We start from the raw sequence: 24,867 nt of genomic DNA, 5'->3' as shown, positions 1-24,867 counted from the left end.
CGACAGGTCCTATTGGACGATGAGGTATGAATGGAGTCGCCCTTGGTAGAGCTTTTGGTCCTGGCTGGCATCGCGGTTTTTCTGATCCTGCGCCTGAAGAGCGTTCTGGGTACGCGCGAGGGGTTTGAAAAGCCTCCTCTGGCGGGCAGTGAAGCGCGTTCGCCGCAACGCAAGTTTGAAGTTATCGAGGGAAGCCCTGATGACGACATTATTGCCTACGTCGATGAAGGCAGCCCGCAGGCGCAGGCTCTCGCCGAAATGAAGCGTGTGGACCCGTCGTTCCACGTGGCCGAGTTTGTGCAAGGCGCGCGCGGTGCCTATGAGATGATCTTGATGGGCTTCGAAACCGGTGAACTCGACGGGATTCAGCCCTTCATCTCCGATGAGATTTTCCAGAGCTTTGTTGATGCCGTGTCGGCACGCGAAGATCAGGGGCTTACCATTGAGGCTGAGTTCATCGGGGTTCGCGAAACCACCATCGCCGACGTCAGCTTTGATGCGGCAACCACGACAGCAGAAGTAACGGTTCGATTTGTTGGTGAGCTGACCTCCGCGGTGCGGAACCGTGCTGGTGAAATTGTCGAGGGTGATCCAAAGGCCGTTAAACGCCAGAAGGACACCTGGACATTCTCGCGCAAGATGGGCGCGGATGATCCGAACTGGTTGCTGGTGGCAACGGACGCATGACGGGGACGCTTCGGCGGGGACTGGGCGCGGCATTTCTGGCTGCGACCCTCTGTTCCGGCGCCGGAGCGCAGCCCGAAACAGGTCCGTCTCTGCGGATAATGGAATTCAGCGAACTTTCAGACTGGGACCTCGACAATCATGTCGAGGCCCTTCGTGTTTTCAGGGAAACCTGTATGGATATGGAGGGCGCGGACTGGCAATCACTCTGCGCCTTGGCTCAAAATGCCGATGACAGCGGCGCGCGCGCGTTCTTCGAGCTGTTCTTCCGTCCGGTGCTGATCGAAGATGGCAAAGATGGTCTGTTTACTGGTTACTTTGAACCCGAGCTCAACGGCTCCCGCCACCGTACAAATCGCTATCGCTATCCTGTCTACCGTATGCCGCCAGAAGCACGCGCGACATCGCTTTGGCTCTCACGGCGTGACATCCTCAGTACCGACGTACTGAAGGGACGCGGGCTGGAAATCGCCTGGGTCGAAGATCCCGTTGAGCTGTTCTTTTTGCAAATCCAAGGGTCTGGACGCATTCGTCTGCAAGATGGTTCAACCATTCGCGTGGGGTATGGCGGTGCAAATGGGCATCCCTACCGGTCGATCGGGCAAGAGCTTGTTCGGCGTGGCATCTATAGCCTGCATCAGGTCAGCGCTGGTGTCATTCGCAATTGGGTGCGACGCAACCCCGAGCCTGGCGCGGAGCTGTTGATGCATAATCCCTCTTATGTCTTTTTCCGTGAGGTCAATCGCGTTGCTGCAAACAGGGGGCCTCTGGGTGCGATGAACAGATCCATCACCCCCATGCGGTCGATCGCGGTGGATCCGGCCTATACCCCGCTCGGTGCGCCGGTCTGGATCGAAAAAAACGGTCAGTCCAAGATGCGGCGGTTGATGATCGCACAGGATACCGGATCGGCCATCAAGGGCGCGCAACGGGCCGATATCTTCTTTGGTGCGGGCGATGAGGCCGGGCGCAAGGCTGGCCAGTTGAAGGACCCCGGACGTCTGATGGTTCTGATGCCGATACAACGCGCCTATGCCATGTTGCCGGATGATCTGTGATGACGCGGCGCAAACTGACAGATGAAGAAATCGACCTCTGGCAGAAGGTTGTGAAGCACGCAGAGCGTCTTCAGTCAGATCGTGAGAAAATGGGCGGAGACCATGCGGATCCCCCTGCCCCGCGACCCAAGCCAAAACCGCACCGCACACCAAACGCTGCCTTGCCGCATTTTGAAGTGGGCAGCCATGCGCGCGGGAAAATGCCGACGCATGACCTCAAACCCTCTCCCGGGCGCAAGCTGGCAGGAGATCCCGTGCGAATGGATGAGAAAGCCTTTCGCCGCATGAAGCGGGGCAAGCTGAAACCGGAAGGAAAGCTCGATCTGCACGGTATGCGGATGGAGTCTGCACACGGGGCGCTGAACCGCTTTATCCTATCGGCGCAGGCCTCCAACAAGCGGCTGGTCTTGGTCATTACAGGTAAGGGCAAGGATCGCGACGCGCCTGGACCGATGCCTGTCCCGCGCGGTATTCTGCGCCACCAGGTTCCACAATGGCTGTCGCTTCCCCCGTTGGCGCAAGCGGTCCTGCAAGTGACCCCCGCGCACATCAGTCATGGTGGTGAAGGTGCGTACTATGTCTATTTGCGGCGTATCCGCTAGGCCTCAACGCGCCTCGCGCCGTCGCTGACGTTCGACCATCAGTTTTCCATGTTCACTTACAATTGTCTGGGACTGTGGCAGGATCTGTTCAAGCAGACTGGGATCGACCGGACCAAAAACCCGGCTTATGTCGCCTGCGGATTTCAGGACTGCCAACAGGCTTGGTGATGTGGCCGCAACAAAGTGACCCGAAGCCGCGTCTGCGTTAAAGGCGGTGAGGTCAATGACTTCGATTGGCCAGCTTTGCAAACGATTCGCGGACTTTATGTTGCCAAGCCGCTCTCCCTGGCTGGTACCGCGGAGCCGACCAGAAATATTCAGAATGCGATCCTTTTCGGAGACCATAAGTGCAAAGGGCTGCGGAACGACGTTCAGATCGGCCATCTGGCTTTCAAACAGATCCACGTCCAGATCAGGTGATATCAGCATGACGCCGCCGTTCAGCGTGCGTGCCGCCCAGCCGGGACGACGCATGTCCGCCTGTCGCAGCATCTCCATGGCAAGTGCGGTGCCCATAGAGTGCGCAACCAGAATGATACGCTGCGCGCCGGCTGCTTTCACCCTGCGTATCGTTTCCTCCAGACCATCGCGCGCGAAGAGCATGCTGTCGAGATCGTAGGCGTAGCCAAAGGCTCGACCTCGACTGGGCCAGGAATACATCACCAGAGACCCGGGCAGATCGACATCATAAGCCATCTGCGCGGCTCTATATGCGGTTTCTGGATGGGTACTGTTGTAGCCATGTACAAAGATCGTCACTTCGCGCAGCGGCCAGTTATTCTCACGCTGTTCGCGAAGGAACCGCTGACGCAAGTCTGAGACTGACGCGACCGAAACATTCTCTGCAATGGTGAAATTCTTGTGGGGATCGGGGTTCTTGTGGCGATACGAGAGTTCACCGGGCGAGTGGCTGGGAGGGATGGTGACGGTCATTTCCATCATCCGCAATTGGTCGGATCGGCCAAATCCCAATGTTCCGTCCGGTTCCTCTTCCCGGGTCGTGGTTGCAAACACCGTGAAGGGCGTACCGATGCTGACGGCGTTGGGAACGATCGGCATCAAATCGCGATCAGCGCAGGCCGCCAGCAAAATTGCCGCGCAAAAAGCCAGCACGGTTCTCTTCATTCTATGACCCTTCACACCGGATAACGACCTTGCCCGAACATATCTCGGGCAAGGTAGCGAAGTTGGCGCAAAGATCTAGAGCACGTAGCGGCTGAGATCCGCAGACTTGGTGAGTTCGCCGAGATTTTTGTGAACAAAGGCCTCATCTACGACGATTTCCTCGCCGCCGCGATCCGGCGCGGCAAAGGATATTTCCTCAAACACCCGCTCCATTACCGTGTAGAGACGCCGCGCGCCGATGTTCTCGACGCTGTGGTTCACCTCGGCCGCGATCTGCGCCAGCGCGTGAATGCCGTCCTTGGTGAAGGTGACCTTGACCTTCTCGGTGCCCAGAAGCGCTTCGTATTGACGGGTCAGCGCATTGTCGGTCTCGGTCAGGATGCGGACAAAGTCTTCTTCACTCAGTGCGCGCAGGTTGACCCGGATCGGCAGGCGACCCTGCAGTTCCGGCAGCAAATCCGAGGGCTTGGCGATGTGGAAGGCACCGGAGGCAATGAACAGGATATGGTCGGTCTTCACGGGGCCATGTTTGGTGCTGACGGTGGTGCCTTCGATCAGTGGCAGCAAGTCGCGCTGCACACCCTCGCGGCTGACATCGCCGCCACGTGCATCGGTGCGGGCACAAACCTTGTCGATCTCGTCAAGAAACACGATGCCGTTCTGCTCAACCGATTCCAATGCGGCCTTGGTCACCGTCTCGTCATCCAGCAGCTTGTCGGCTTCTTCGCTGATCAGGATGTCATAGCTTTCGGCGACGGTCAGTTTCTTCTTCGTGGTGCGCCCGCCCATGGCTTTGCCGAACAGATCGCCGAGATTCATCATCCCCATGTTGCCGCCGGGTTGTCCGGGCACTTCGAACATGCCGCCCATCGGGTTTGAGGTATCGGTGATGTCCAGCTCGATCACCGTGTCATCGAGTTCGCCGGATTTCAGCTTCTTGCGGAACATGTCGAGCGTGCTCTCGCGGGCGTCTTCACCGGCGATGGCATGCAGAACGCGGTCCTCGGCGGCCTTGTGCGCCTTTGATTTCACATCTTCACGCATGTGCTCGCGGGTCTGGACGATGGCTGTGTCCACCAGATCGCGCAGGATTTGCTCTACGTCGCGACCAACGTAGCCCACTTCGGTGAACTTGGTCGCCTCGATCTTGATGAAGGGGGCGCGGGCCAGTTTGGCCAGCCGGCGCGAGATCTCGGTTTTGCCGACCCCGGTGGGGCCGATCATCAGGATGTTCTTGGGGTGCACCTCGTCGCGCAGGTCATCCGGCAGCTGCTTACGCCGCCAGCGGTTGCGGAGGGCCACGGCCACGGCGCGCTTTGCGTCCTTCTGGCCGATGATGAACCGGTCGAGTTCGGAAACGATTTCGCGGGGGGTCAGATCAGTCATGTCTATCCCTTGAGGTCAGTGAGAGGGCGGCAGCCGGTGAAGGGGCAGCACGCCGGAAAGGAGCGAAAGCAGCGCGGCTCGGATCCGCGCCCAAAAGGCGCCAAGGACCACCAGAACCACGCCAAGCGCCAGGATGCTGATCCCGGTGCCCTCGCTGTCGAAGACGGTTGTGCTCAGCGCCACGATATAGCCGATGGCGGTGATCAGGAATGACCGGCGATCAATTACGATCGCGATGAGCGCAAAGATCCCAAGCACCAGCGCCAGGATCAGGCCCTGGTCGCCTTCGAGCAGCGACAGCGCGATGGTGTTCACAAGCGCCGGTGCCGCCACCACATGCAGCCAGAAGCCTTGCGCGGAACGGCGGGTCACCCGATGCGGATCGCTGAGGTCAAAGGCCATGGCAACGGCAAAGACCAGAAGCCCCACCACAAGCGTGACCCAGGCGAAGGGGCCATTGGCGCTGAGGCGGAACAGGTCACCCAGTTCGGTGGGCACGCCAGATTGATCTGCCGCAACAATCAGCGCCACAGCAAAAAGGCCAAGCGCGATCAGCGCCATGGAAAAGGGCACCCGGAACCGCCACCAGAAGACAAAGAGCGCCAGCGTCGACAAGCTCAAGGCCATTGGCAGCGAGGAATAATCCTCCTGCGCGATCATGAAAGGCTGGGCATATTGGGCGATGAAGCCTGTGGCGGCATTGCCCGCAAACATCACCGACAGTGCGATGGCAGGCGCCACCATACGACGGCGGCGGATGAAATACTCCGCAAGTCCCCAGAGCAGCACAGCCCCGATCAGCGCCGCGGTGGTGGCCTGCGCCCGATAGTTGACGATCTCGGTCAGCATGGAGGCGGTGTTCACCGCAACCCAGCCCATGGCGAGGATCACCAGGCCAACAACAATGAAGATCTCGTTGAAGCCTTTGAACAGTTCAAACGGTTCATCACCGGGCGACAGGTCCTCGCGCGCGCCACGACGGCTGTCCGCCAGCGCTGTGAGGGAAACCGCCTGCGCCTCGGATAACAGCCCGGAGCCGACAGCCGCCCTGAGATCGTCGCGCGAGATCATTTGGAGATGCTCTCTACCGTGAGATTGCCATTGGTGTAGACGCAGATTTCCGAGGCGATCGCCATCGCGTCCCGTGCCACGGTTTCGGCATTGCGGTCGCTGTCCATCATGCCGCGGGCGGCCGCCAGTGCGAAATTGCCGCCAGAGCCGATCGCCGCGACGTCATGTTCCGGCTCCAGCACATCGCCGGCGCCGGTGATCACGTAGAGATCCTTGCCGTCAGTGACGATCAGCATCGCTTCCAGCTTTTGCAGGTACTTATCGGTGCGCCAGTCCTTGGCCAGCTCGACACTGGCGCGCTGCAGTTGACCCGGCGTGGCTTCCAGCTTGGCCTCGAGCCGTTCCAGCAGGGTAAACGCATCTGCGGTGGACCCGGCAAACCCCGCCACCACGTCATAGCCGCCCGGCGACAGACGACGCACCTTGCGGGCACTGCCCTTGATCACGGTCTGTCCCAGCGATACCTGACCGTCCCCGGCCACAACAACCTCGCCGCCCTTGCGGACGCCGATGATGGTGGTGCCGTGCCAGCCGGGAAATTGATCCTCTGCCATAAAAGCCTCCGTTTCTTTGCTGACCTATATGGAAGTATCACTGCCCCGGCACAAGGGCGGCGCTCTGCTGGGACAGTGCGCGGCGGATATCGCAACTGTTTACAAACTGCTTAATTGCTATGCGCCCAGTGCATCCCGGGGCTGAGGAATGGGCAATTGTGAGACTCACTGCACGATCGTACATGAGCATCAACAACCGACAAGGGGTCGGCTGGATCTATCAAGGAACACGATCATGGCAAACGCAAGCAACGTTATTGCACCGGCCGGCTCTGTCGCAGTTCTGCGCGCAGTCGACTTCTTCTTCAACCTGCGCACCAAACTGGCCGACTGGAACGAAGCCCGCATCACCCGCAAGGCTCTGTCCTCCCTGACCGACGCACAGCTTGAAGACATCGGCCTGACCCGCGCCGAAATCCAAGCGATCTAAACCCAGATGACATATCCGGTGAAGTGAGAGCCGTCCTGACGCAGGGCGGCTTTTCCTTTGTGCGGGGCTGGCGAGCCGATACGCCATGAAAAAAGGCGCCTCCCGCGGGACGCGCCTTTTTCTATTTCGGTGATCGGTTGAGTCAGATGGACTCGTCGATCCAGCTCTTCAGCGCGGCTTTCGGGGCAGCGCCGGCGCGGTTGGAGACCACCTGGCCGTCTTTGAAGACGAAGAGCGCGGGAATGCCACGCACGCCCATGGCGGCTGCAGCGTTCGGGTTGCTGTCGACGTCGACCTTGGCAATCTTGATCTTGCCATCATATTCGGCGGCCAGCTCTTCCAGAGCGGGGCCGATCTGTTTACAGGGGCCGCACCATTCGGCCCAGAAGTCCACCACTACGGGGACATCGGAATTCTTGACTTCGGCGTCGAAAGTCGCGTCGGTGACGGCTACGGTGGACATTGGGATGTCTCCTGAGAAGTTTGGCAACTGGACCCGGAACCTATGGACGCTGGCAGGCGGCGTCAAGGTTCCAGTCGCTGGAAACCAGCCCGTTCACGCGCCTGTGTGATCAGGGTGACCGGAAGCGGCATCAAAGTGGCGGTTCGCGTCCACAGGATTGCGGTCTCGATTCTGCGGTCCGGGTAGATCTGGCGCAGCGCCGCATCATAGGCGCCCATCTGCCGTAACAAGCCTTCGGGACAGGCCTCTGGGGCGCTCGGCACCACCGCATTGGATTTGAAATCCACCGCCAGCACACGCTCCGGTGTCACGAGAAGCCGGTCGATGACACCGTGCATTCGCGCAGCACCCAGATCTGCTGAAATTGCAACTTCGGCAAGGGCGTCCGTGGCAAAGACCTCGGCGCAGCCCGGCGCAGACAGAACCTGACGCGCCTCCATCAACAGGGCCTGCCAGTCCTCATGTCGGGTGATCTGTTCGGCGCGGCTGTTCCATTCGTCTTCGGGCATCTCGGGCAGATGTTCCAGAAGCAGATGCAGCGCGGTTCCACGCGCCTTGGCCTCGTCTTCGCTGAGGCCGCTGTCACCGGGCAGGGCCTTTGCGCCGCCCAGATCCTCGGAGGGGCGCAGGGTGGCCGCGGGCGCGACATAGGGCGGCGCGGCGCGGCGGAAAACCTCCGGCAGGGTGATTTCGTCTTCTTCGGTCAGGTCGGAGGGCACGAAGGGCAGGGCGTCCCAGTCCCCATGAGCCCACCTTAGCCCCTCGCCGCCTGGGGCGTCACAGGGCAGGGCGCCCATAGTCTTCATTGCAGCCTCGACCCGCTGATACCAACTGTCACCGCCCTTATCGAGATCACCAGCCCCGGCCACGATCAGCCATTTTTCCGCCCGCGTCAGCGCCACGTACAGCAGCCGCAACCGTTCGTTGGCCTGTTTCTCCTGCGCAAAATCTTTGGCTGCCTCCATCGCGGGGGGCATCTGGTCACTGCTTACCCGCCACAGCGGTGTGCCTGCGACCTCCATCACTTCGGACGGGGGAGAGGGGCGGCGTTTGGTGGTGTCCGGCAGGATCACGATCGGCGCTTCCAGACCCTTGGACCCATGCACCGACATCACTCGGATCATCGCACTGGCGGCGCCCATCTGGCGTTTGATCTCCAGATCATCGGTCTGCATCCAGACGAGAAATCCGGTGAGGCTGGGCACTTCGGTACGCTCATAGGCCAGCGCCTGAGACAACAGCGCGTTGATGCCATCCTCAGCTTCGGTGCCAAGGCGGCCCAGCAGTTTTGCCCGCCCCAGATGGCGTGTCAGGATGCGTTCGATCAGGTCGTAGGGGCGCAGGAAATCGGCCTGCCCACGCAGGTCGTTCAGGATCTCCATCGTTTCAGGAAACTCCGCGGCGCGCGCGCGCAGGGCGGGCCAGAGGTGCATATCCGTGCGTCGATGGGAGAGGTCGAACAACATCTGTTCGCTCCAACCAAAGATCGGAGATTTCAGCGCTTCGGCGAGCGACAGGGAATCCTCCGGCAGAGCGAGGAACCGCAACAGTGCCGCGATGTCCTTGACCGCCAATTCCGCCCCCACTTTTAGCCGGTCCGCCCCAGCGATCGGCAGGTTTGCCGCCTTGCAGGCGCGGATGATCTCGGAAAACAAGTCGGACCGCCGCTGCACCAGGATCAGGAAATCCCCGGCATGCACGGGGCGACGCTGGAAAGTGCCGCGCTCGACCCCGTCTTCCGGGATGGTCACGCCGCTGTCGATCATCTCCTTGATCTGACCGGCTATGCGTTCGGCCAGGATCACCGCATGGTGGCGCGGGCTGGGGCGATCAACAGGATCGGTCCAGTCGCGATCCTCCTCGTCCTCGGTCTTTTCCACCAGCGGCCAAAGGTCCACCCGTCCCGGCAGGTCGGATTTGAACGCCTGGTGTTTGGCATCCTGCACAAAGCCTGCGCGATCCTGCCCATCAAACACCACGTCGACCAGCCCGAGAATCGCCGCCGAGGAGCGGAAGGAAAACGCCAAGCTCGCGCTTTGCAGCCCGTCGCCGGTGTCTTCCAGCCTGCGGCCAAATTCCGCCTGCATGCGGTCAAAGGCATCCGGGTCCGCGCCCTGAAAGGAATAGATCGACTGTTTCTTGTCGCCGACCACAAAGATGGTGCGCTCCACTTCCTGACGCGCGCCGAGGCCAGCAGTGAATTCCTGCGCCAGCTTTTCAACCACGTCCCATTGCACCGGGCTGGTGTCCTGTGCTTCGTCCACGAGGATATGGTCGATGCCACCATCCAGCCGGTACAGCACCCAGGCCGCCACAGCGGGATCAGTCAACAAGTTGCGGGCTTTGACGATCAGATCGTCAAAATCGAGCCAACCGCGCAGCTGTTTGCGCCGCTCGTATTCCGGCAGAAACACGCGGGCGAAATCATGCAGCACCAGCGATTTGTCCATCGCATCGAGGGCCAGGCGACGCGGACGGGCAGTTTCCACCCGCGCCATGAAAGGCTCCAGCTGGTCCATCAGAACGCCGTGGCTCTCGCGCAGCTTCTTGGTGGGAAAGCTGCCGATCTTGGCGGCGAACGGTTCTTTTGCCCCCTTGCCGGTGAGGAAAACATCCTCCAGCAGTGGCAGCACATCTGGCGTGATCGCGGTGATCCGCGCCAGTGTCGAGGCGTTCTTGCCGTCTGTGGCCCCGCCGGTCTTCAGCATCTCCACCGTGCGCGACAGGATCTCCGCCTCATTGCCGAGAAACACCTCAGCCGTCAGCGCGTCCAGATTGTAGCCTTTCGGCAGATCAAATACCTCGCCAAGCGTGTCGCGGTTCAGATCGGGATTGAAACCCGCTTGCCGGCGGCAGATCTCTGCCGTCAGCGTCTCGAAATCCATCCCTCCGATGTAATAGGACGCGGCCTCAACCACATGCGCGTCGGGTCCCTGCGCCATATCTTCGGTGATCTCCGACCGCAGCATCGCGGCGGCGCGATCTTCCATTTCCGAGAACTGCGGGCTCACCCCGGCTTCCAGCGGGAAACGCCGCAGGAGTGACGAACAGAACGAATGGATGGTCTGGATCTTGAGGCCACCTGGGGTCTCGATCGCACGGGCAAAGAGCGTTCGCGCCTGTGCCAGACCGTCCCCCAATGCGGCGTCCTCTGCGCCCAGATCCACCAGCGCGGCCCGCAGTTTTGTATCCGGCAGCATCGCCCATTCTCCGAGCCGCTGGAACAATCGGTTCTGCATCTCGCTGGCGGCGGCCTTGGTGTAGGTCAGGCACAGGATGTGCTGAGGCTCCACCCCGCGCAACAGCAGTCGCGCGACCCGGTCTGTCAGTACCTTAGTTTTGCCCGATCCCGCGTTGGCTGCAAGCCAGGTGGAGGCATCGGGACGGGCGGCGCGAAACTGCGCTTCGGAGGCGGCGTTGCGGTTCATGTCAGATCCTCAGGCACCGGGTCCGAACTGCGGTCCCATTCGCCGTAGCGGGCGAGGTGGTCATAGTCGCCGGCAAAGTCATCGCGGTGTACCATGCGGCGGCTGCTATATCCTTGGGTAACGTCGAAATAGGCCTCGATCAGGCTGCGCAATTCCGCCCAGACCTTGGCCGGTGGTTCATCAAGGATCGGCGCGGCGACTTCTTTCACGGGAGGTTTCAGCCCGATATAGAGTGCGCGTTCCACCCGGGCCGCACCGTAGTCCGAAAATGCACCCTGTTCGGCCATTGCAGTCTCGATCAGCAGCTGTTTTTCGAAGGACTTCTGCTGTTTCTCCGAGGGTGGTTCGCCGGTTTTGTAGTCGTAAAGATGCAAGAGCCCACGGTCGTCTACATCGATCCGGTCGGCCTTGGCCGCGATCTCGAAATCGAGCGGATCAAGCCTCACGTTGCCGGATTTCTCAAATCCCGATGGGCGCGCGCGCGACTGGCGTTCGTGTTCACCGCGCACAAAATCATCGGCCACCTTTTTCAGTCGCGTGAGCCAGAGGGTGCGGGCGACCGGCCACGGTACATCCTCCTCAAGAATACGGCGTGACTGTTCAATGAAATCCTGTGCCGAGAGGGTTTCCGGTCGTTCTTGAGCCGATTTTATGAACTCTTCCAATATCTTGTGGATTACCGTGCCACGCAACAATGCGTCGGGTTCCTGCAAGAGCGGGTCGACGGGGCGCAAGCGCAGCACGTGCTTGGCATAGATTGCGTAAGGGTCGCGGATCAGTTTCGGGATCTCGGTCACGGTCAACCGCCGTGGCCGTGCCGCAACCGGCGGACGCGGCGAGGGGCGCGGGCTGAGTGGCGTAGGCAGGGGCGCATCCAGCACGCTGGCCCAGTCGAGCCAGACTTGACCGCGCATCTGCATGGCCGACAGTGCGGTTTGACCGCCTTGATCCGGCAGACCACCCAGGAGATTTGTCAGCCGGTTGAGCCAGCGCGAGGGCACGGTGTCGGCCTCTTCGGACCGTACCGCCCGGGTGAGCCAGACTTCGGGCGCGGCGATCGCCTGTTGGAAATCATGCGCCGACAGGCCTATGCGTCGTTCCGGGAGCAGCAACCCGGCTTCGTGTCGCAGTTTGCGGTTGAGCCAGGGATCCGGGCGTGCGGCCTCCGGCCAGCTGCCCTCGTTCAAGCCGCCAAGGATCACCAGATCCGCGCCCTGTACACGGGCCTCCAGCGTGCCCCAGATCAGGATCGACCCATAAGGGGCATCGCGGTCCCGGACCTCGCCCTGCGACAAGACGGCGCCAAGAAGGTCGGCAAAATCACGCGCGGTCATGTCGCCGCCATGGGGCGCCTCGGCCTGCAATTCGTCGATCACATCGCGTGCGGCGATGCCCGCCTTCTTGTCCCACAGCTCGCCGGTGCCCTCTGATTGCGATCCGGCAGCGATCACCTCCGCAGTTTGACGAAGATCGGCGACCCAATCGCTGAGGGCGCGGCTGCCGGACAGGTCTCGCCCTGCAAAGCTCCGGGCCAGCCAACCGGCCCAACCGGGCAGAAGATCTCGGGTGGAGCCGAATGCGATCAGGCTGTCTTGGTCCGGAAACGGCGGGCCATAGCGCCTCATGTGCAGTTCCAGATCGCGCGCGTGCAACAGGTGCTGTCCGCGCGCCTCGCCGGAATGGGTCAGCGGGTGTTTTAGCAGGGTCAGCAGCATGTCGGCCTGCAGTGGTCGGCAGAACAGATCCGCCACATGGCGCAAAAAACGCCCCGGCGGCGAGAGCTGAAGGGGCAGGCCGGCGGAATCGTCGGGCAGGATGTTCCAGCGGTCCAGCGCTGCAGAGACTTGCCGGGTCAGCATCCGGTCCGGTGTGATCAGCGCGGCGGTTTGACCGTCCTCGGCGGCCTGGCGCAGGCGGAGGGCAATGGCCAGCGCCTCGCTGCGTGGGCTGTCGGCCTCGATCAGGGTCAGTGCCTTGGTCGCCTGATCAAGCTGCGTCAAATGCGGGCCTTCGCTCATCCAGGCGTCGGTCACCGGGGCAGGGCGCAGGGCGAGAGACACCAGACGGTTGCGTGGCAGTGAGGGCGGCGTCATGTCGACCCAGCCGTGGATATCCCGGGGCCCAAGGTCCAGATCCCGCATCAGCTTGCAGAACCGGTATTGCGGGTGGTCTTCGGCAACCAGCCCATCGGTCAGAGTGTCCCAGACCTCTGCCGGTTGATCGAAGTCGAACCCGGGCAGCACCACGGCGCCCTGCGGCAGGCGGGCGATCGCTTCCATCAGCAACAGCGTGGTGCCGCGCGACCCGGTGGAGCCTGCGAGGATGATCGGATGTTGCGGCGGCCTGCGCTGCCATTCAGCGATCAGGTCTAGGACCACCTGCCGCTGGCGCGCGTTCACGTCGAGCGCGTTTTCATGCATGTCCACAAACTGATCGGCGATCCCGATGAAATCCTGCGCCCGTTTCCAATGCCCCGACATATCAGAGACATCCAGCGCACGGATCTGGTCTGTGGTGACGCCCTCGCTTTGCATTTCATCGATCAGCTCGGCGAGGCTGTCGGATAGATCATAAAGCGAGGCGCGCGCGGCCAGATCCGGCTGCGCATCCAGCAATCTGGCGATCAGCTGCGACAGTTCCAACCGGCGGCGCAGGGGCGGCAGGGCAGGTGGCAGACCGCGCAGGTTGGCCTGTCGGCTGAGACCCGAGAGGAGCGATATTCGTGGCAGGAGACCCGCCGGCCCGCTGTCGAACAGCTGCCTCACCCGGCGGCTCATCCGTTCGGTGTTTAGGATCAGTTCGACCCTTGCCAGCGCCTCTGGCGGATGATCGGCGAACCGTTGTCTAAGCCCGTCGACCAATGCGCGCGGGAAATCCACTCCGCAGGGCACCGCAAACAGCCGCGGGGTGCTGTGGTCTGGATCAAACATCTGCGCCTGCCATCATCTCTTCTGCGAGGGTGACGCCTTCTGGGCGGCCGACGTCGCACCAATGGCCGGGATACTCCACAGCGGATGCCCGTGTGTCGGAGATCATCAGATCCCAAAGCCGGTTGAGAGAAAACACCGTCTCCGCCACCCGGTCCATATGATCCAGTTTGAGAATTTGCGCACCAGTGTAGACAAGGTCACCGCCCCGGCTGATGTTACCGGCGTCATCGGTGGAAAAATCTCCCGAACCCAGCCGCCCGACAGCGCGCGCCGTCGGCACGCAGAGAAGCAGCGCATCCATATCGTCCGCGCGCCACATGTCCTGCAACACGCGCAGCGGGTTGGGGCCGGACCAGGTTACATCTGGGTTCAACGTATAGGCGGACTTCGCGTTGAGGAGCGGGCGCGCCTGTTTCAATCCGCCGCCGGTATCGAGGATCTGATCGGCCTCATGGCTGATCAGCAGGTCGCGGTGTGCGAGATGGGCGTGCAGGACATCCGCCTTGTAATGGGAATTGATCACGATGCGTTCCGGGTGCACCTCGGCGGCCAGATCCAGCGCATGGTCGATCAGGGGGCGTCCTGCAACGGGGATCATCGGCTTTGGCCGATCAGCCGTCAGGGCGCCCATGCGGGTGCCGAAACCGGCGGCAAAGATCATCACGGCGGTGGGCGAACTCATGCGCGCAGCCTTTCCAGAGCGTCGGGTGTGGGCGCGGGCAGGGCGCTTAGCAGCTCCTCCGCTACGGGTGCGAGGGCTGGATGGTTCAGGCCGTGCTCGAAATGGGCCCAAACCCGTGGCACGTAGTCGATATAGTGGTGCTTGCCCGCGTTCTGCGACAGGCGGGCAAAAATGCCAAGGATGCGCATATTGCGTTGCACTCCGATGACCGCATAGGCGCTGCGGAAAGCCGAGTCATCTATGTTGGTGGCGTGGATGTAATGATCGATCATCTGCAGTTCGACCCCGGCGGGCACGTCGCGACGAGCGTCCTGCAGTAAGGACACTAAATCGTAGGCACGATGCCCCAGCTTTGCGTCCTGAAAATCAATCACCCCGACCCGCGCGATGCCCGCGCGTTCGGGCAGCCACAGCAGGTTCTGTGCGTGGTAGTCGCGATGCACGAACACCATGTCGCCCTGCAGATGTTCACGCAGGATATCCTCGAACCGATTCTCAAATCGCGCCTGCACATCCTCTGCTGGATCGCCAAGGACGGTCTGGCGATATTCGCTGAAGGCCAGCGAGGTCATCTCGGCCATGATCCGGGGGCCAAGTGGGGGCAGGTCGGCCACGGGCGTGTCCTGAAGATGTACCAGAAGATCGGTCGCGGCCCGATAGAGCGGCATTTCGGCGGAGGAATCCTGCGCGATGACCTCGGTAAAGAGCGCATCTCCGAGATCTTCTATCAACAACAGCCCGCGCGCGTGATCCCGGGCGATGATTTCCGGGGCGGAGACGCCTTTGTGACGCAGGTTCTCTGCCAGATCGGCAAAGGGTTGGGTGTCGCCGCCGTCTGCGGGCGGCCAGTCCATCAGGATGGCGCTGGCGCCCCTTTCCGACGTCAGCCGCTGGTAGCGGCGGCTGGAGGCATCCCCGGCCAGCGGTTTGGCCGTCCAGCTGTCGTAACCACTTGCGGTCAGAAACGCGGTGATCTCACCGTTACGGGTGCTCATGAGAGAATCCCTTCGAGACGTTGCGCCCAGCCCTCGGATGTCCAGCTCAGCTCAGCATGGCGCGCGTCATCGGTGGTCTCGTCGAGCGACAGGCGCAGAGTCAGCGCCGTGTCCGGGCGCAACTCTTCCAGCCGGTCGGGCCATTCCACCAGGCAGATCGCATCATCGAAGGCGGTGATGAGGCCGAGTTCCTCGACCTCGTCCACATGCGACAGACGATAGAGATCCGCGTGCCAAAGTTCCCCGCAGGACACATCGTAGGTTTGCACCAGCGTGAAGGTGGGAGAGGGCACATCCTCGGGCACTTCCAGCAAGGACTGGATCAGGCTGCGGGCAAAATGCGTCTTGCCCGCGCCGATCGGTCCCTCAAGCAAGACAACATCGCCCGGAAGAAGGATCCGGGCGATGCGTTGGGCCAGTTCTGTTGTTGCAGCGCTGCTGGGCAAACTGCAGGTCGCGGAGCTCTGTATCATGGCGCCACAATGACGTTGCGCGCGAGGCTCCGCAAGCGGGTTCAGGCTTCCTTCGAGGCGGCAAACCGCTCTTGTTCTGGCGGGGCCAGTGGCGCACCAACCTTCTGGAAACGCACCATGGTGGAGCCATTCTGCAGCGATTGAACCCGGCAAATCATATGGTCGCCGTTGCGCATTTCCACACGCGACCACCAGTCACTGTGATCTTCGGTGCCACCGGCGACAAAATCGCGCACCTCACCCCAGGTCGGGGTCGGACCCGATAGTTCCTGCCAGGTGCGGCAAGCATCGGCGATGGAGACCTTGGCAAAGCTCGCTTCCGGGTCGGTCTTCCACATGTGGTGGTATGCGGTGTTGGAGTAGACCATGCTGCCATCGGTGCCGAAGACTGCAAAGGCATCGTCAATGTGATCGAGGATCGACTGGCCCAGCTCCAGTTCGGAACGGAACTGACGGGTCAGGGTGATTTCTGCGGTGATATCCTCAAACAGGAAGGCGATCGCCCCGTCGGGGTGCGGACGGCCAGAGACCGAGTAGACCGATCCAGAGGGAAGCGACCAGGTTTCCTGATAACGTCCTTCAGCTGCGGCTTCGAGCAGATCCGCCATCTGGTGACGCCAGCTGGAATAGTTCTTTGGTTCCGGCATCATGCGCTGATCGCGCAGGCGGTCAAAGAAGGACATCATATTGGGGCGCGAGCTGAGGAAGCTTGCGGGCAGCGCGGTCAGGTCGATCAATACAGGGTTGAACAGCACCAGTTGGCGGTTGCGGTCAAAGATCGCCAGACCGATCGAAAGCTGGGCAAAGGTCTTGGCCAGGGTCTGAACAAAGTTCCGCTGGGCCACCTCCGCATCGACAACGGCATTCACATCCATCGCGTGGCAGAGCCAGCCGGCTTCGGTCTCTGTGGTGGAGACATTGTACCAGAGCTTCTTGTCGGTTTCCGGCAGCTCGATCGAGACCCGTTCTGGCCGACCGCTGTTCATCGGCGCATCGAGGTTGGGAAACAAAGGCGCCGAGGTATCATTGCCGCGGCCACGGATTTTCTGGTTCAAACGGTCATAGGCGAGATTGGTCCAGGTGACGCGGGCGTCATCGGACTGCAGCCAGACCGGGTAGGGGGCCTGATGTACGGCGGCGCGCAGGGTTGTCAGCTCCTGATCATCTCCCGCCTGACCCAGCTCGGTCGAGGTGCGGCGCAATTGCACGCGGGTGACGCCATCGATCCACTCGCAATGGGCTTCGCGGCTGTCTGCCTCTGCGGTGCCGGATAGTGTCAGAGAGCCGACATCGCGCAGAAAACCGGGGGATTGTGGCAGGCCAGGATAGCTGCGGGATAGTTTGTCGCGCAGTTTGGTCCAGCTGAAATCGTCGGCATTTTCACCAAGGAATTTGCGGGCACCGGATGACCAGGCAATCAGCGTCTGATCGTCGAAGAGGAACACGGCATCGGTGCGTCCATCGGCCAGCAGAAGATCCTGCTCCATGCCTTTGCGTTCCGTCTTTGGATTAAGGAACCAGACCGCAACGGCTGCGCTGGCGATGCAAAGGCTCGCCAGAATAAACCACTCAACGGACATCAAATCTTGCATGGACACAGCCTCGCTTGTTCTCCTTGAGCCTTATGTTCTCTGACAATGGTTAAGCGAAGTTTAACTGGTTTACCAAAAGTGAATTGTTAAAATTGTAACGGGACGTTTTTTCCGGCTGGAACCGGAGTGTCGCCGCTGATGGCATCGATTTTGCGTCGGGGCCAAGTGACAACGACAAGTGCGCCATTTTGCGAGGGCGCCAGATTATGAGAAATTCGAACGTCGCGGGCATTTGCAAACTCCAGCCGTGCGCCGGTGCGTTCGAGAAGTGTTTTTGCGATAAATAGGCCCAGACCCATGCCTTCGTATCCTGGGCGTTTGCTGCGATCAGAATGCGTTGACCGCCGCCGCATAAACGGGTCACCCAGACGACCAAGCAGATGGCCGGGGAATCCATTGCCATCATCGCAGATCCGCACCGTGATATGATCAGCGCTCCAATGCAGCTCGATCCAGACTGTCGTTTGCGCAAAGTCCACGGCGTTCTGCACAAGGTTGCGCAGTCCGTGGATGATCTCTGGTTTGCGCAGAATGCTGGGCTGGTGCAGCGCATCCTCGTCAGCGGGATGTTCACTGAAGCGAATGTCCTTGCCCCGGTCGAAATGTGGTTCTGCAGCCTCATGCATCAAGGCGGACAAAGGGGTCTGACGCAGATGCAGGTCATCGTTGCCCGTGCGCCCCATGCTCCGAAGGATGTCGCGGCAGCGATCAGCCTGCTCGCGGATCAGCCGTGCGTCTTCCTGAAGTTCGGGCAGCTCATCGAGTTCCTCGATCAACTCCGAACTTGTCAGCTTGATAGTGGCAAGCGGTGTCCCGAGCTCATGAGCCGCTGCTGCAACCACACCGCCAAGGTCCGTCAGTTTCTGCTCGCGCGACAGGGCAAATTGCGTTGCTGCCAGCGCATCGGACATCGACCGGATTTCGGCACTGATCCGATAGGAATACGCACCGATAAAGAGGATGGCGATGACCAGCGCACACCAGTGGCCAAAGACGAACAGGGATGGCATGCGCAAGATTGTTCCCTCTGCTGTTTCCAAAGGGATATGCAGCGGAACAAGGAGCGAAACCAAGAAGATCGCACTTGCCCCGATGATCAGGGTTGATCGCAGCCCCATCACGGTGGCCGAGATTGTCACGGGGCCCAGAACAAGCAACGCAAAGGGGTTGTTCAGACCTCCGGTCATATAGAGCAGGAAGCACAGCTGGAGCAGATCGAACAGCACCATCAGAAAGTTCTGGAACTCTGACAGCCGCTTGTTTTCCGGAAACACGATGAGCGCAACCAGATTGGCCAGAGCCGAGACTCCGATCGCGAAATAGCAAGGCAATACCGAAAGTTGCAGGTTGTACTGTGTTTGCGCCGCGATGATCGCCGTAGCTTGGCCGATGATCGCGACCCAGCGTAATACGATCAACGTGCGCAGGCGAATCCAATGGCTGCGTTCCTGGCCACCCATCAATCCAAAAGTGGTTTCGCTCATGTGACGTTTGCTCCCGTTGCATCGCCGGTAATTGTTGATAGGTCTAGCGCCAACCGGGTTCAACTGCGGCACGTCTTCCCAGCGTGTCTATCCCGTGCAGCTCTATGAGGAAACGAGACATGGTTCGAAATATTGCAATTCTGGCGTTCGCTGGCATCGTCGCTGTGCTGGGTGGCGTTTGGTACATGACCCTGCGTGGGAGCGGTTCGGACGATGCATTCGCGCAATGCCGGGCGAGTGCGGTCGCAGGTGGCAGCGGCGCTATTGGCGGGCCTTTTGAATTGGTGAATGCAAAAGGCGAAACTGTGACCGACACGGATGTGATCACCGAACCTTCGATTCTCTATTTTGGGTATACATTTTGTCCGGACGTCTGCCCGCTCGATACAGCGCGTAATGCTGAAGCGGTGGATGTGCTGTCTGATAAGGGCTACTCGACCACGCCGGTCTTCATCTCGATCGACCCCAAGCGTGACACACCAGAAGTGGTTGGAGATTTTGCCTTTAACCTGCACGAAAAGATGATCGGTCTCACCGGGTCACCTGAACAGGTGAAAGCCGCCAGCCAAGCTTATAAGACCTATTACAAGGCCCAGGACGGGGATGAGGACTACTATCTCGTGGATCACACGACCATGTCCTACCTCGTGCTGCCCGAACATGGTTTTGTGGATTTTTTCCGTCGCGACGTGACGCCCGAACAGATGGCGGATCGCGTCGCCTGTTTCATCGACAACAGCTAATGCACAGCAGAGATTTGACGTTTCGGATCCGCGACGTAGTATCTCAAATAACAAATGCGCTTGACGCTGGAAGGAAAGTGAATGGCCGAAGCAGCACAGTCCGCAATTGGACCTGATCCCTCGCTACTGTTGGTCGATGATGACGAGCCATTTCTGCGCCGGTTGGCCAAGGCAATGGAGAAACGTGGTTTTGCAGTTGAGACCGCGGATTCAGTTGCCTCAGGACAAGCGATCGTCTCTGCACGACCGCCGGCCTATGCCGTGGTGGATTTGCGTCTTGAGGATGGAAATGGCCTCGATGTGGTGGAGGTTCTGCGGGAAAAACGTCCCGACAGCCGCATCGTTGTGCTGACGGGCTATGGCGCGATCGCCACTGCCGTGGCCGCGGTGAAAATCGGTGCGACTGATTACCTGTCGAAGCCGGCAGATGCCACGGACATCACCAATGCGCTTCTGGCAGGGGATGATGCGCTGCCGCCACCACCGGACAACCCGATGAGCGCGGACCGGGTGCGCTGGGAACATATCCAGCGGGTGTATGAGCTGTGTGATCGCAATGTGTCAGAAACCGCGCGGCGCCTGAACATGCATCGACGTACACTGCAACGCATCCTTGCCAAGCGTAGTCCGAAGTAGGGCTGCCGATGACCATGCGTGGCGATTTGGATCCGACGATATTACCCTCGCCGAAGGGCGGATGGTCGGAATCCATGACAATCCTGCGTGGCGCCATTGTCGTGCCGCCAGTGGAGAGTAGCATGGTGCAGGCCGCAGGCGTATTAAACGCGGATGGCAGCTATTGCCCACAGGGGGCGCTATGGCGACGGCACCGCGCAATCACGACCGAACCCGAGATGCCGCAGAATATTGCGGAGAAAATTCCAGGTCGCTGGCTCTGGGGAGGCGTGCTTTGGGCGCATTTCGGGCATTTCCTGGTGGAGAGCACGGCGCGCCTCTGGGCATTGGAGAATTTGGACACACCGGTGGATGGCGTGCTCTTCATTCCCAAGCGCCCGGCCGTGCGGGATCAGGTGCGCGGGTTTCACTCGGAATTCCTGGGCCTGATGCAGGAGGGGCTTGCGATCCGTGTTGCCGCAGATCCGGCGCAGGTAGAGGAGTTGGTGGTGCCCGGTCAGGGCTTCGGTCTGGGCGCGATTACCGAGGCGACGCCAAAGTACCGGAACGCGATACATGCGCGGTTTGCGCGCGATGTGCGCCCTGAAGGTCCCGAAAAGCTCTATATCTCCCGGTCAAAATTAGGACTGGGCAAAGGCGGCCTGCTTGGTGAGGAGCAGATGGAAGACTATCTGGCTGCTGAGGGCTATGAAATCTATCACCCGCAGGAGCACAGCCTGAGCGCCCAATTGGCGCGCTACAAGGCGGCAAAATATGTCATTGCCGCTGATGGCTCTGCGCTGCACCTCTTTGCAATGGTTGGGCGGCCGGATCAGAAGGTCGCCATGGTGCTGCGGCGCAAGTCCACGGCGCATACCCTGCTGACAAACAACGTCCGTCACTTCTGCAAATGCGATCCTTTGGTGATCGGAGCGCTGCGCACCGAGTGGGTCCCCAAGAACAACCAACGCTCCAGCCGGTTGAGCTTTGGGGAGCTGGACCACTCCCTGATCGGGCGTCAGTTGAAGGCGGGTGGTTTCATCTCCGGTGATGGTGATTGGCCGGTTCTGGATGACGCGGCGCGTGAGCAGGTGCTGACGGACAAAGGCATCAAGAGTAACCGATTTGTAGAGTCGCCGGAGTTCCGGCAAGCCCGCGAACAGGCTGAGCGCGCGGAGCGGCGCGCCCGAAGGGCGGCGCGGAAGGCCCGCCGACAGGCCCGTGAAGCCGAAAAAAGTCGAAGCTGATTATTGGACGAGGTTCAGAGCTGGCATAGCAGCTCTTCGTGGCGGGCAACGAAATCCCGCCGGACGTCCACGGGTGGTCTGAGGTGAATATCAAGATCGTCAATCAGATCCGCGTTTGGTCTGCCGAAGATCTTAGTGGCCTCGCTTTCGGAAAATCCCGCGATTTGAACCGCTTCCATCCAGGCTGACACCTTGTCGGCCCGTTTGATTTGCGCTTTCACCGTCTTTGGCAGGGTGGCGGGCAGGCCAAAGCGAATGTGGATTGCAGCCGTTAGTCGAGCGTCCAGATCGCCGTAGCCTGACCCAACAGCAGCTTTCACCGGAGAGATCATGTCGCCGATCACGTATTCCGGTGCGTCATGCAGAAGGGCCGCAAGCTTCCATTTGAGGGGGGCCTTGGGGAACATGCGACCGTGGATATTCTCCACCAGCAACGAATGTTCGGCGACGGAATAGGCAAAGTCACCCCGTGTCTGCCCGTTCCAGCGCGCCACAAAAGCAAGGCCGTGGGCGATATCCTCAATTTCGATATCGACAGGAGTCGGATCCAGCAGATCAAGGCGGCGTCCGGACAACATGCGTTGCCAGGCGCGTGGAGGTTTCGGGGCCATGATAAATCCGTCGTAGTCGCAATAGGTCCTAGCTATCCCGGTCGGACTGCGGTTGCAAACCTACAGTGCAATGCTGTGGAAGGGAGGAGCGAACCATCTCCTGTGAACCTTGGCTTTGCGGTGATTGGCCTCGTTACATCCGCGCGTGGTTTCCTCACAGGTCGGAGTGACTATGGTGAGGGAGATGCGACCAATTTCTGGCGCCACTGACGTTTCTAGGACCTCAGAGATTCTCAGGCGGCTTATCGCTGCTCTGTCTTGGTTCCAGAGTAGGGCGCGCCAACACTCACCCATCTTCGTTGCTTGTAAACCATTGGGGTGTTACCTCACGACCCAAGTACCTGTGGAACATTTATACGGAGCAGAAAATGGCCGAAGATTACATCGTCAAGGACATTTCGCTGGCGGGCTTTGGCCGCAAAGAGCTGGACATCGCTGAGACCGAAATGCCAGGCCTGATGGCGCTGCGCAAAGAGTACGGTGAAGAGAAGCCCCTGAAAGGATCTCGCATCGTCGGCTCGCTGCACATGACGATCCAGACTGCTGTCCTGATCGAAACCCTGGTGGCGCTGGGCGCTGACGTGCGCTGGGCTTCCTGCAACATCTTCTCGACGCAGGATCACGCAGCCGCTGTGATCGCCGAGGCGGGCGTGCCGGTCTTTGCGATCAAGGGTCAGAGCCTGGAAGAACACTGGGACTATCTCGACAAGTCGTTCCAGTTCCCGGAGGGGCCAAACCTGATCCTCGACGATGGTGGCGATGCGACACTCTACATTCTGTTGGGCGCGCGCGCTGAAGCGGGCGAAGACGTGATTTCGGTGCCCACCTCCGAAGAAGAAGAAGCGATCAAAGCGCAGATCAAGAAGCGGATGGAGCAATCCCCCGGCTGGTTCACCAAGATGCGCGATCAGATCAAGGGCGTATCGGAAGAGACCACTACCGGTGTTCACCGTCTCTATGAGCTGGTGAAACAGGGCCAGCTGCCCTTCCCGGCGATCAACGTGAACGATTCTGTCACCAAGTCGAAGTTCGACAACAAATACGGCTGTAAAGAGAGCCTCGTGGACGGCATCCGCCGCGCCACCGATACAATGATGGCGGGCAAGGTCGCGGTTGTCTGTGGTTATGGCGACGTGGGCAAAGGCTCTGCTGCGTCCTTGAGTGGCGCTGGCGCGCGTGTCAAAGTGACCGAAGCAGATCCGATCTGCGCGCTGCAGGCTGCGATGGACGGCTATGAGGTGGTCTTGCTGGAAGAAGCGCTGGATGCGGATATCTTCATCACCACCACCGGCAACAAGGACATCCTGCGCATTGAGCATATGCGCGAGATGAAGGACATGGCCATCGTTGGCAATATTGGTCACTTCGACAATGAAATTCAGGTCGCCAACCTGAAGAATCACAAGTGGACCAACATCAAGGAACAGGTGGATATGGTCGAGATGCCTTCGGGCAATCGGATCATTCTGCTGTCCGAGGGTCGCCTGCTTAACCTCGGTAATGCCACCGGTCACCCGTCGTTTGTGATGTCGGCATCCTTTACCAACCAGGTTCTGGCGCAGATCGAGCTTTGGGTTCGTGGTGATGATTACGACAATAAGGTCTATATCCTGCCCAAGCATCTCGATGAGAAGGTCGCGGCACTGCATCTGGAGCGCGTCGGTGCAAAACTGACCAAACTGACACCGGAGCAGGCAGCCTATATCGGCGTAAAACCGGAAGGTCCGTTCAAGCCGGAGCACTACCGCTACTGAGTAGTGAGACATTTGGAAAATTGGAAAACCCGGCGTTTCGCGCCGGGTTTTTTGTGTGATGCTGTCCGGCGCTCGTTCTGGCGGAACATCGCCCCACCCACCATCCCGCTGCGCATTTCTGACACCAAACTCGAAGAAAAACCCCTTTGTTGGCTTCAGAAACCCTCCTACCGTCAGGTCACTATAACTCTGCCAAAGATGCAGAAAGCCAAAGACAGGAGAATGTGACGATGGGAAAGCGTGAAGACCTGATTGCGCAATATGCGGACGATCTGAAAACCAAATGCGGTATGGACCCGGATATGGACCTTCTTACCAAGGTGACAATTGGGTGTGGGCCCGCGATTTACAATGCGGATGCATCCACTGTGGCGTCCAGCCAACCCGAGGAGCTGGAAACGGTCAAGGCGAACTTCCTGATCAAGAAACTGGGGTTGCCGGATGGCCCAGAGCTCTTGGATGCAATCAACAAGGTGGTCGAAACCTACGGAAAATCCGAGCGCAATAAATATCGCGCTGTCGTCTACTACATGCTGACCAAACATTTCGGCAAAGAGGCTGTCTACGGCTAACTTTGTTCAGGCAATTCGCCACGAGCGCCTACCAGTTCAGTCTGGTTTTAATGACTTTGCAATGTCGCGCCAATTGCCGTGCACAGCTCTACCGAGGTAAGAAGAAGGTAAGCGCAACTTGCGCGAGAATATCTTTGGACGTGCGCGGTGGGAGTGGGCGTCGAGTGTGCAGAAGGCCGCGGCATCAGTCAGCGGCCTTTTGTCAATGCGGCTTGGGTGATCAGAAGAACGTCAGTGCAGCCTGATTATCGGATCGGTCATGACCGCATAGCCATCTTCAATGTGTGTCGGCATCCTTGAGCGTATGCCGCAAATGTAAATGGACGCAATCCAAGCCATGATAAAGAAAGACCGCAGCCCAAACCCGC

General features: G+C 60.1%; 22 protein-coding genes. 9 read left to right on the top strand and 13 right to left on the bottom strand.

The window, feature by feature from the left end; genetic code table 11:
• The first annotated feature begins 30 nt into the window (after positions 1–30).
• The 3 genes from R1T40_RS16115 to R1T40_RS16105 are packed head-to-tail and all read left to right on the top strand — an operon-like array spanning position 31 to position 2,344.
• Positions 31–687 (top strand): Tim44/TimA family putative adaptor protein, encoded by a 657-nt coding sequence (locus tag R1T40_RS16115; RefSeq protein WP_317384844.1) that lies wholly within the window; start codon positions 31–33, stop codon positions 685–687.
• A complete protein-coding gene (mltA, locus tag R1T40_RS16110) occupies positions 684–1,742 on the top strand; it encodes a murein transglycosylase A (protein WP_317384843.1) in 1,059 nt (352 codons plus the stop codon). Before R1T40_RS16115 ends, mltA begins: the two co-directional genes overlap by 4 nt.
• Positions 1,742–2,344, top strand: coding sequence for a Smr/MutS family protein (locus R1T40_RS16105; RefSeq protein ID WP_317384842.1), 603 nt, complete (start codon positions 1,742–1,744; stop codon positions 2,342–2,344). The genes mltA and R1T40_RS16105 overlap by 1 nt, the downstream gene beginning before the upstream one ends.
• 3 nt (positions 2,345–2,347) lie before the next feature.
• Here R1T40_RS16105 and R1T40_RS16100 read toward each other — a convergent pair whose 3' ends face one another.
• The 4 genes from R1T40_RS16100 to hslV all read right to left on the bottom strand — a co-directional run bounded on the left by R1T40_RS16100 (position 2,348) and on the right by hslV (position 6,480).
• Entirely contained in the window at positions 2,348–3,469 is a 1,122-nt protein-coding gene (locus R1T40_RS16100) for an alpha/beta hydrolase (protein ID WP_317384841.1), read from the bottom strand.
• A 75-nt stretch (positions 3,470–3,544) separates the two neighbouring features.
• Positions 3,545–4,855 (bottom strand): ATP-dependent protease ATPase subunit HslU, encoded by a 1,311-nt coding sequence (hslU, locus tag R1T40_RS16095; RefSeq protein ID WP_317384840.1) that lies wholly within the window; start codon positions 4,853–4,855, stop codon positions 3,545–3,547.
• A 15-nt stretch (positions 4,856–4,870) separates the two neighbouring features.
• On the bottom strand, positions 4,871–5,926 hold the full coding sequence (locus R1T40_RS16090) for a hypothetical protein (protein ID WP_317384839.1): 1,056 nt from the start codon (positions 5,924–5,926) through the stop codon (positions 4,871–4,873).
• Positions 5,923–6,480: an ATP-dependent protease subunit HslV gene (hslV, locus tag R1T40_RS16085; protein WP_106162478.1), complete on the bottom strand. Its 558-nt coding sequence runs from the start codon at positions 6,478–6,480 to the stop codon at positions 5,923–5,925. Before hslV ends, R1T40_RS16090 begins: the two co-directional genes overlap by 4 nt.
• Positions 6,481–6,715: 235 nt before the next feature.
• On the opposite strand from hslV, the gene R1T40_RS16080 reads away from it, so the two are divergent.
• A complete protein-coding gene (locus R1T40_RS16080) occupies positions 6,716–6,910 on the top strand; it encodes a DUF1127 domain-containing protein (protein WP_106162479.1) in 195 nt (64 codons plus the stop codon).
• A gap of 142 nt (positions 6,911–7,052) precedes the next feature.
• Here R1T40_RS16080 and trxA read toward each other — a convergent pair whose 3' ends face one another.
• The 8 genes from trxA to regB form a co-directional block, all read right to left on the bottom strand.
• Positions 7,053–7,373 carry a thioredoxin gene (gene trxA, locus R1T40_RS16075; RefSeq protein ID WP_106162480.1) on the bottom strand — a complete coding sequence of 107 codons (321 nt, stop codon included), beginning with the start codon at positions 7,371–7,373 and terminating at the stop codon, positions 7,053–7,055.
• A 62-nt stretch (positions 7,374–7,435) separates the two neighbouring features.
• Positions 7,436–10,801, bottom strand: a complete 3,366-nt coding sequence (gene addA, locus R1T40_RS16070) for a double-strand break repair helicase AddA (RefSeq protein WP_317384838.1) — start codon at positions 10,799–10,801, stop codon at positions 7,436–7,438.
• Complete coding sequence (gene addB, locus R1T40_RS16065) at positions 10,798–13,731, bottom strand: double-strand break repair protein AddB (RefSeq protein ID WP_317384837.1); 2,934 nt, start codon at positions 13,729–13,731, stop codon at positions 10,798–10,800. The genes addA and addB overlap by 4 nt, the downstream gene beginning before the upstream one ends.
• The gene (locus tag R1T40_RS16060; protein ID WP_317384836.1) at positions 13,724–14,413 is read right to left on the bottom strand and encodes a nucleotidyltransferase family protein; all 690 of its coding nucleotides are present in this window, start codon (positions 14,411–14,413) and stop codon (positions 13,724–13,726) included. Before R1T40_RS16060 ends, addB begins: the two co-directional genes overlap by 8 nt.
• Positions 14,410–15,408 carry an aminoglycoside phosphotransferase family protein gene (locus R1T40_RS16055; RefSeq protein WP_317384835.1) on the bottom strand — a complete coding sequence of 333 codons (999 nt, stop codon included), beginning with the start codon at positions 15,406–15,408 and terminating at the stop codon, positions 14,410–14,412. The genes R1T40_RS16060 and R1T40_RS16055 overlap by 4 nt, the downstream gene beginning before the upstream one ends.
• On the bottom strand, positions 15,405–15,881 hold the full coding sequence (gene tsaE / locus R1T40_RS16050) for a tRNA (adenosine(37)-N6)-threonylcarbamoyltransferase complex ATPase subunit type 1 TsaE (protein ID WP_317384834.1): 477 nt from the start codon (positions 15,879–15,881) through the stop codon (positions 15,405–15,407). The genes R1T40_RS16055 and tsaE overlap by 4 nt, the downstream gene beginning before the upstream one ends.
• Positions 15,882–15,922: 41 nt before the next feature.
• A complete protein-coding gene (locus tag R1T40_RS16045; protein WP_106162485.1) occupies positions 15,923–17,473 on the bottom strand; it encodes a PAS-domain containing protein in 1,551 nt (516 codons plus the stop codon).
• 86 nt (positions 17,474–17,559) lie between these two features.
• Positions 17,560–18,957: a sensor histidine kinase RegB gene (gene regB, locus R1T40_RS16040; protein WP_317386989.1), complete on the bottom strand. Its 1,398-nt coding sequence runs from the start codon at positions 18,955–18,957 to the stop codon at positions 17,560–17,562.
• A 119-nt stretch (positions 18,958–19,076) separates the two neighbouring features.
• Here regB and R1T40_RS16035 point away from each other — a divergent pair, with 119 nt between their 5' ends.
• The 3 genes from R1T40_RS16035 (at position 19,077) to R1T40_RS16025 (ending at position 21,562) form a co-directional block, all read left to right on the top strand.
• On the top strand, positions 19,077–19,700 hold the full coding sequence (locus R1T40_RS16035) for an SCO family protein (protein ID WP_317384833.1): 624 nt from the start codon (positions 19,077–19,079) through the stop codon (positions 19,698–19,700).
• 81 nt (positions 19,701–19,781) lie between these two features.
• Positions 19,782–20,336: an ActR/PrrA/RegA family redox response regulator transcription factor gene (locus R1T40_RS16030; protein WP_106162488.1), complete on the top strand. Its 555-nt coding sequence runs from the start codon at positions 19,782–19,784 to the stop codon at positions 20,334–20,336.
• Positions 20,337–20,410: 74 nt separating this feature from the next.
• Positions 20,411–21,562, top strand: a complete 1,152-nt coding sequence (locus R1T40_RS16025; RefSeq protein WP_317384832.1) for a glycosyltransferase family 61 protein — start codon at positions 20,411–20,413, stop codon at positions 21,560–21,562.
• A 14-nt stretch (positions 21,563–21,576) separates the two neighbouring features.
• Here R1T40_RS16025 and R1T40_RS16020 read toward each other — a convergent pair whose 3' ends face one another.
• Positions 21,577–22,173, bottom strand: a complete 597-nt coding sequence (locus R1T40_RS16020; protein WP_317384831.1) for an HD family hydrolase — start codon at positions 22,171–22,173, stop codon at positions 21,577–21,579.
• A gap of 368 nt (positions 22,174–22,541) precedes the next feature.
• On the opposite strand from R1T40_RS16020, the gene ahcY reads away from it, so the two are divergent.
• Together ahcY and R1T40_RS16010 are read left to right on the top strand one after the other, a co-directional pair.
• The gene (gene ahcY / locus R1T40_RS16015) at positions 22,542–23,927 is read left to right on the top strand and encodes an adenosylhomocysteinase (protein WP_317384830.1); all 1,386 of its coding nucleotides are present in this window, start codon (positions 22,542–22,544) and stop codon (positions 23,925–23,927) included.
• 230 nt (positions 23,928–24,157) lie between these two features.
• The gene (locus R1T40_RS16010) at positions 24,158–24,499 is read left to right on the top strand and encodes a DUF2853 family protein (RefSeq protein WP_317384829.1); all 342 of its coding nucleotides are present in this window, start codon (positions 24,158–24,160) and stop codon (positions 24,497–24,499) included.
• Positions 24,500–24,867 lie beyond the last annotated feature (368 nt).

Source organism: Tritonibacter scottomollicae (assembly GCF_032924845.1).
Classification (GTDB): domain Bacteria; phylum Pseudomonadota; class Alphaproteobacteria; order Rhodobacterales; family Rhodobacteraceae; genus Epibacterium; species Epibacterium scottomollicae.
The sequence above is the reverse complement of the archived record's forward strand: the minus strand, read 5'-3'. Positions and strand labels throughout refer to the sequence as shown.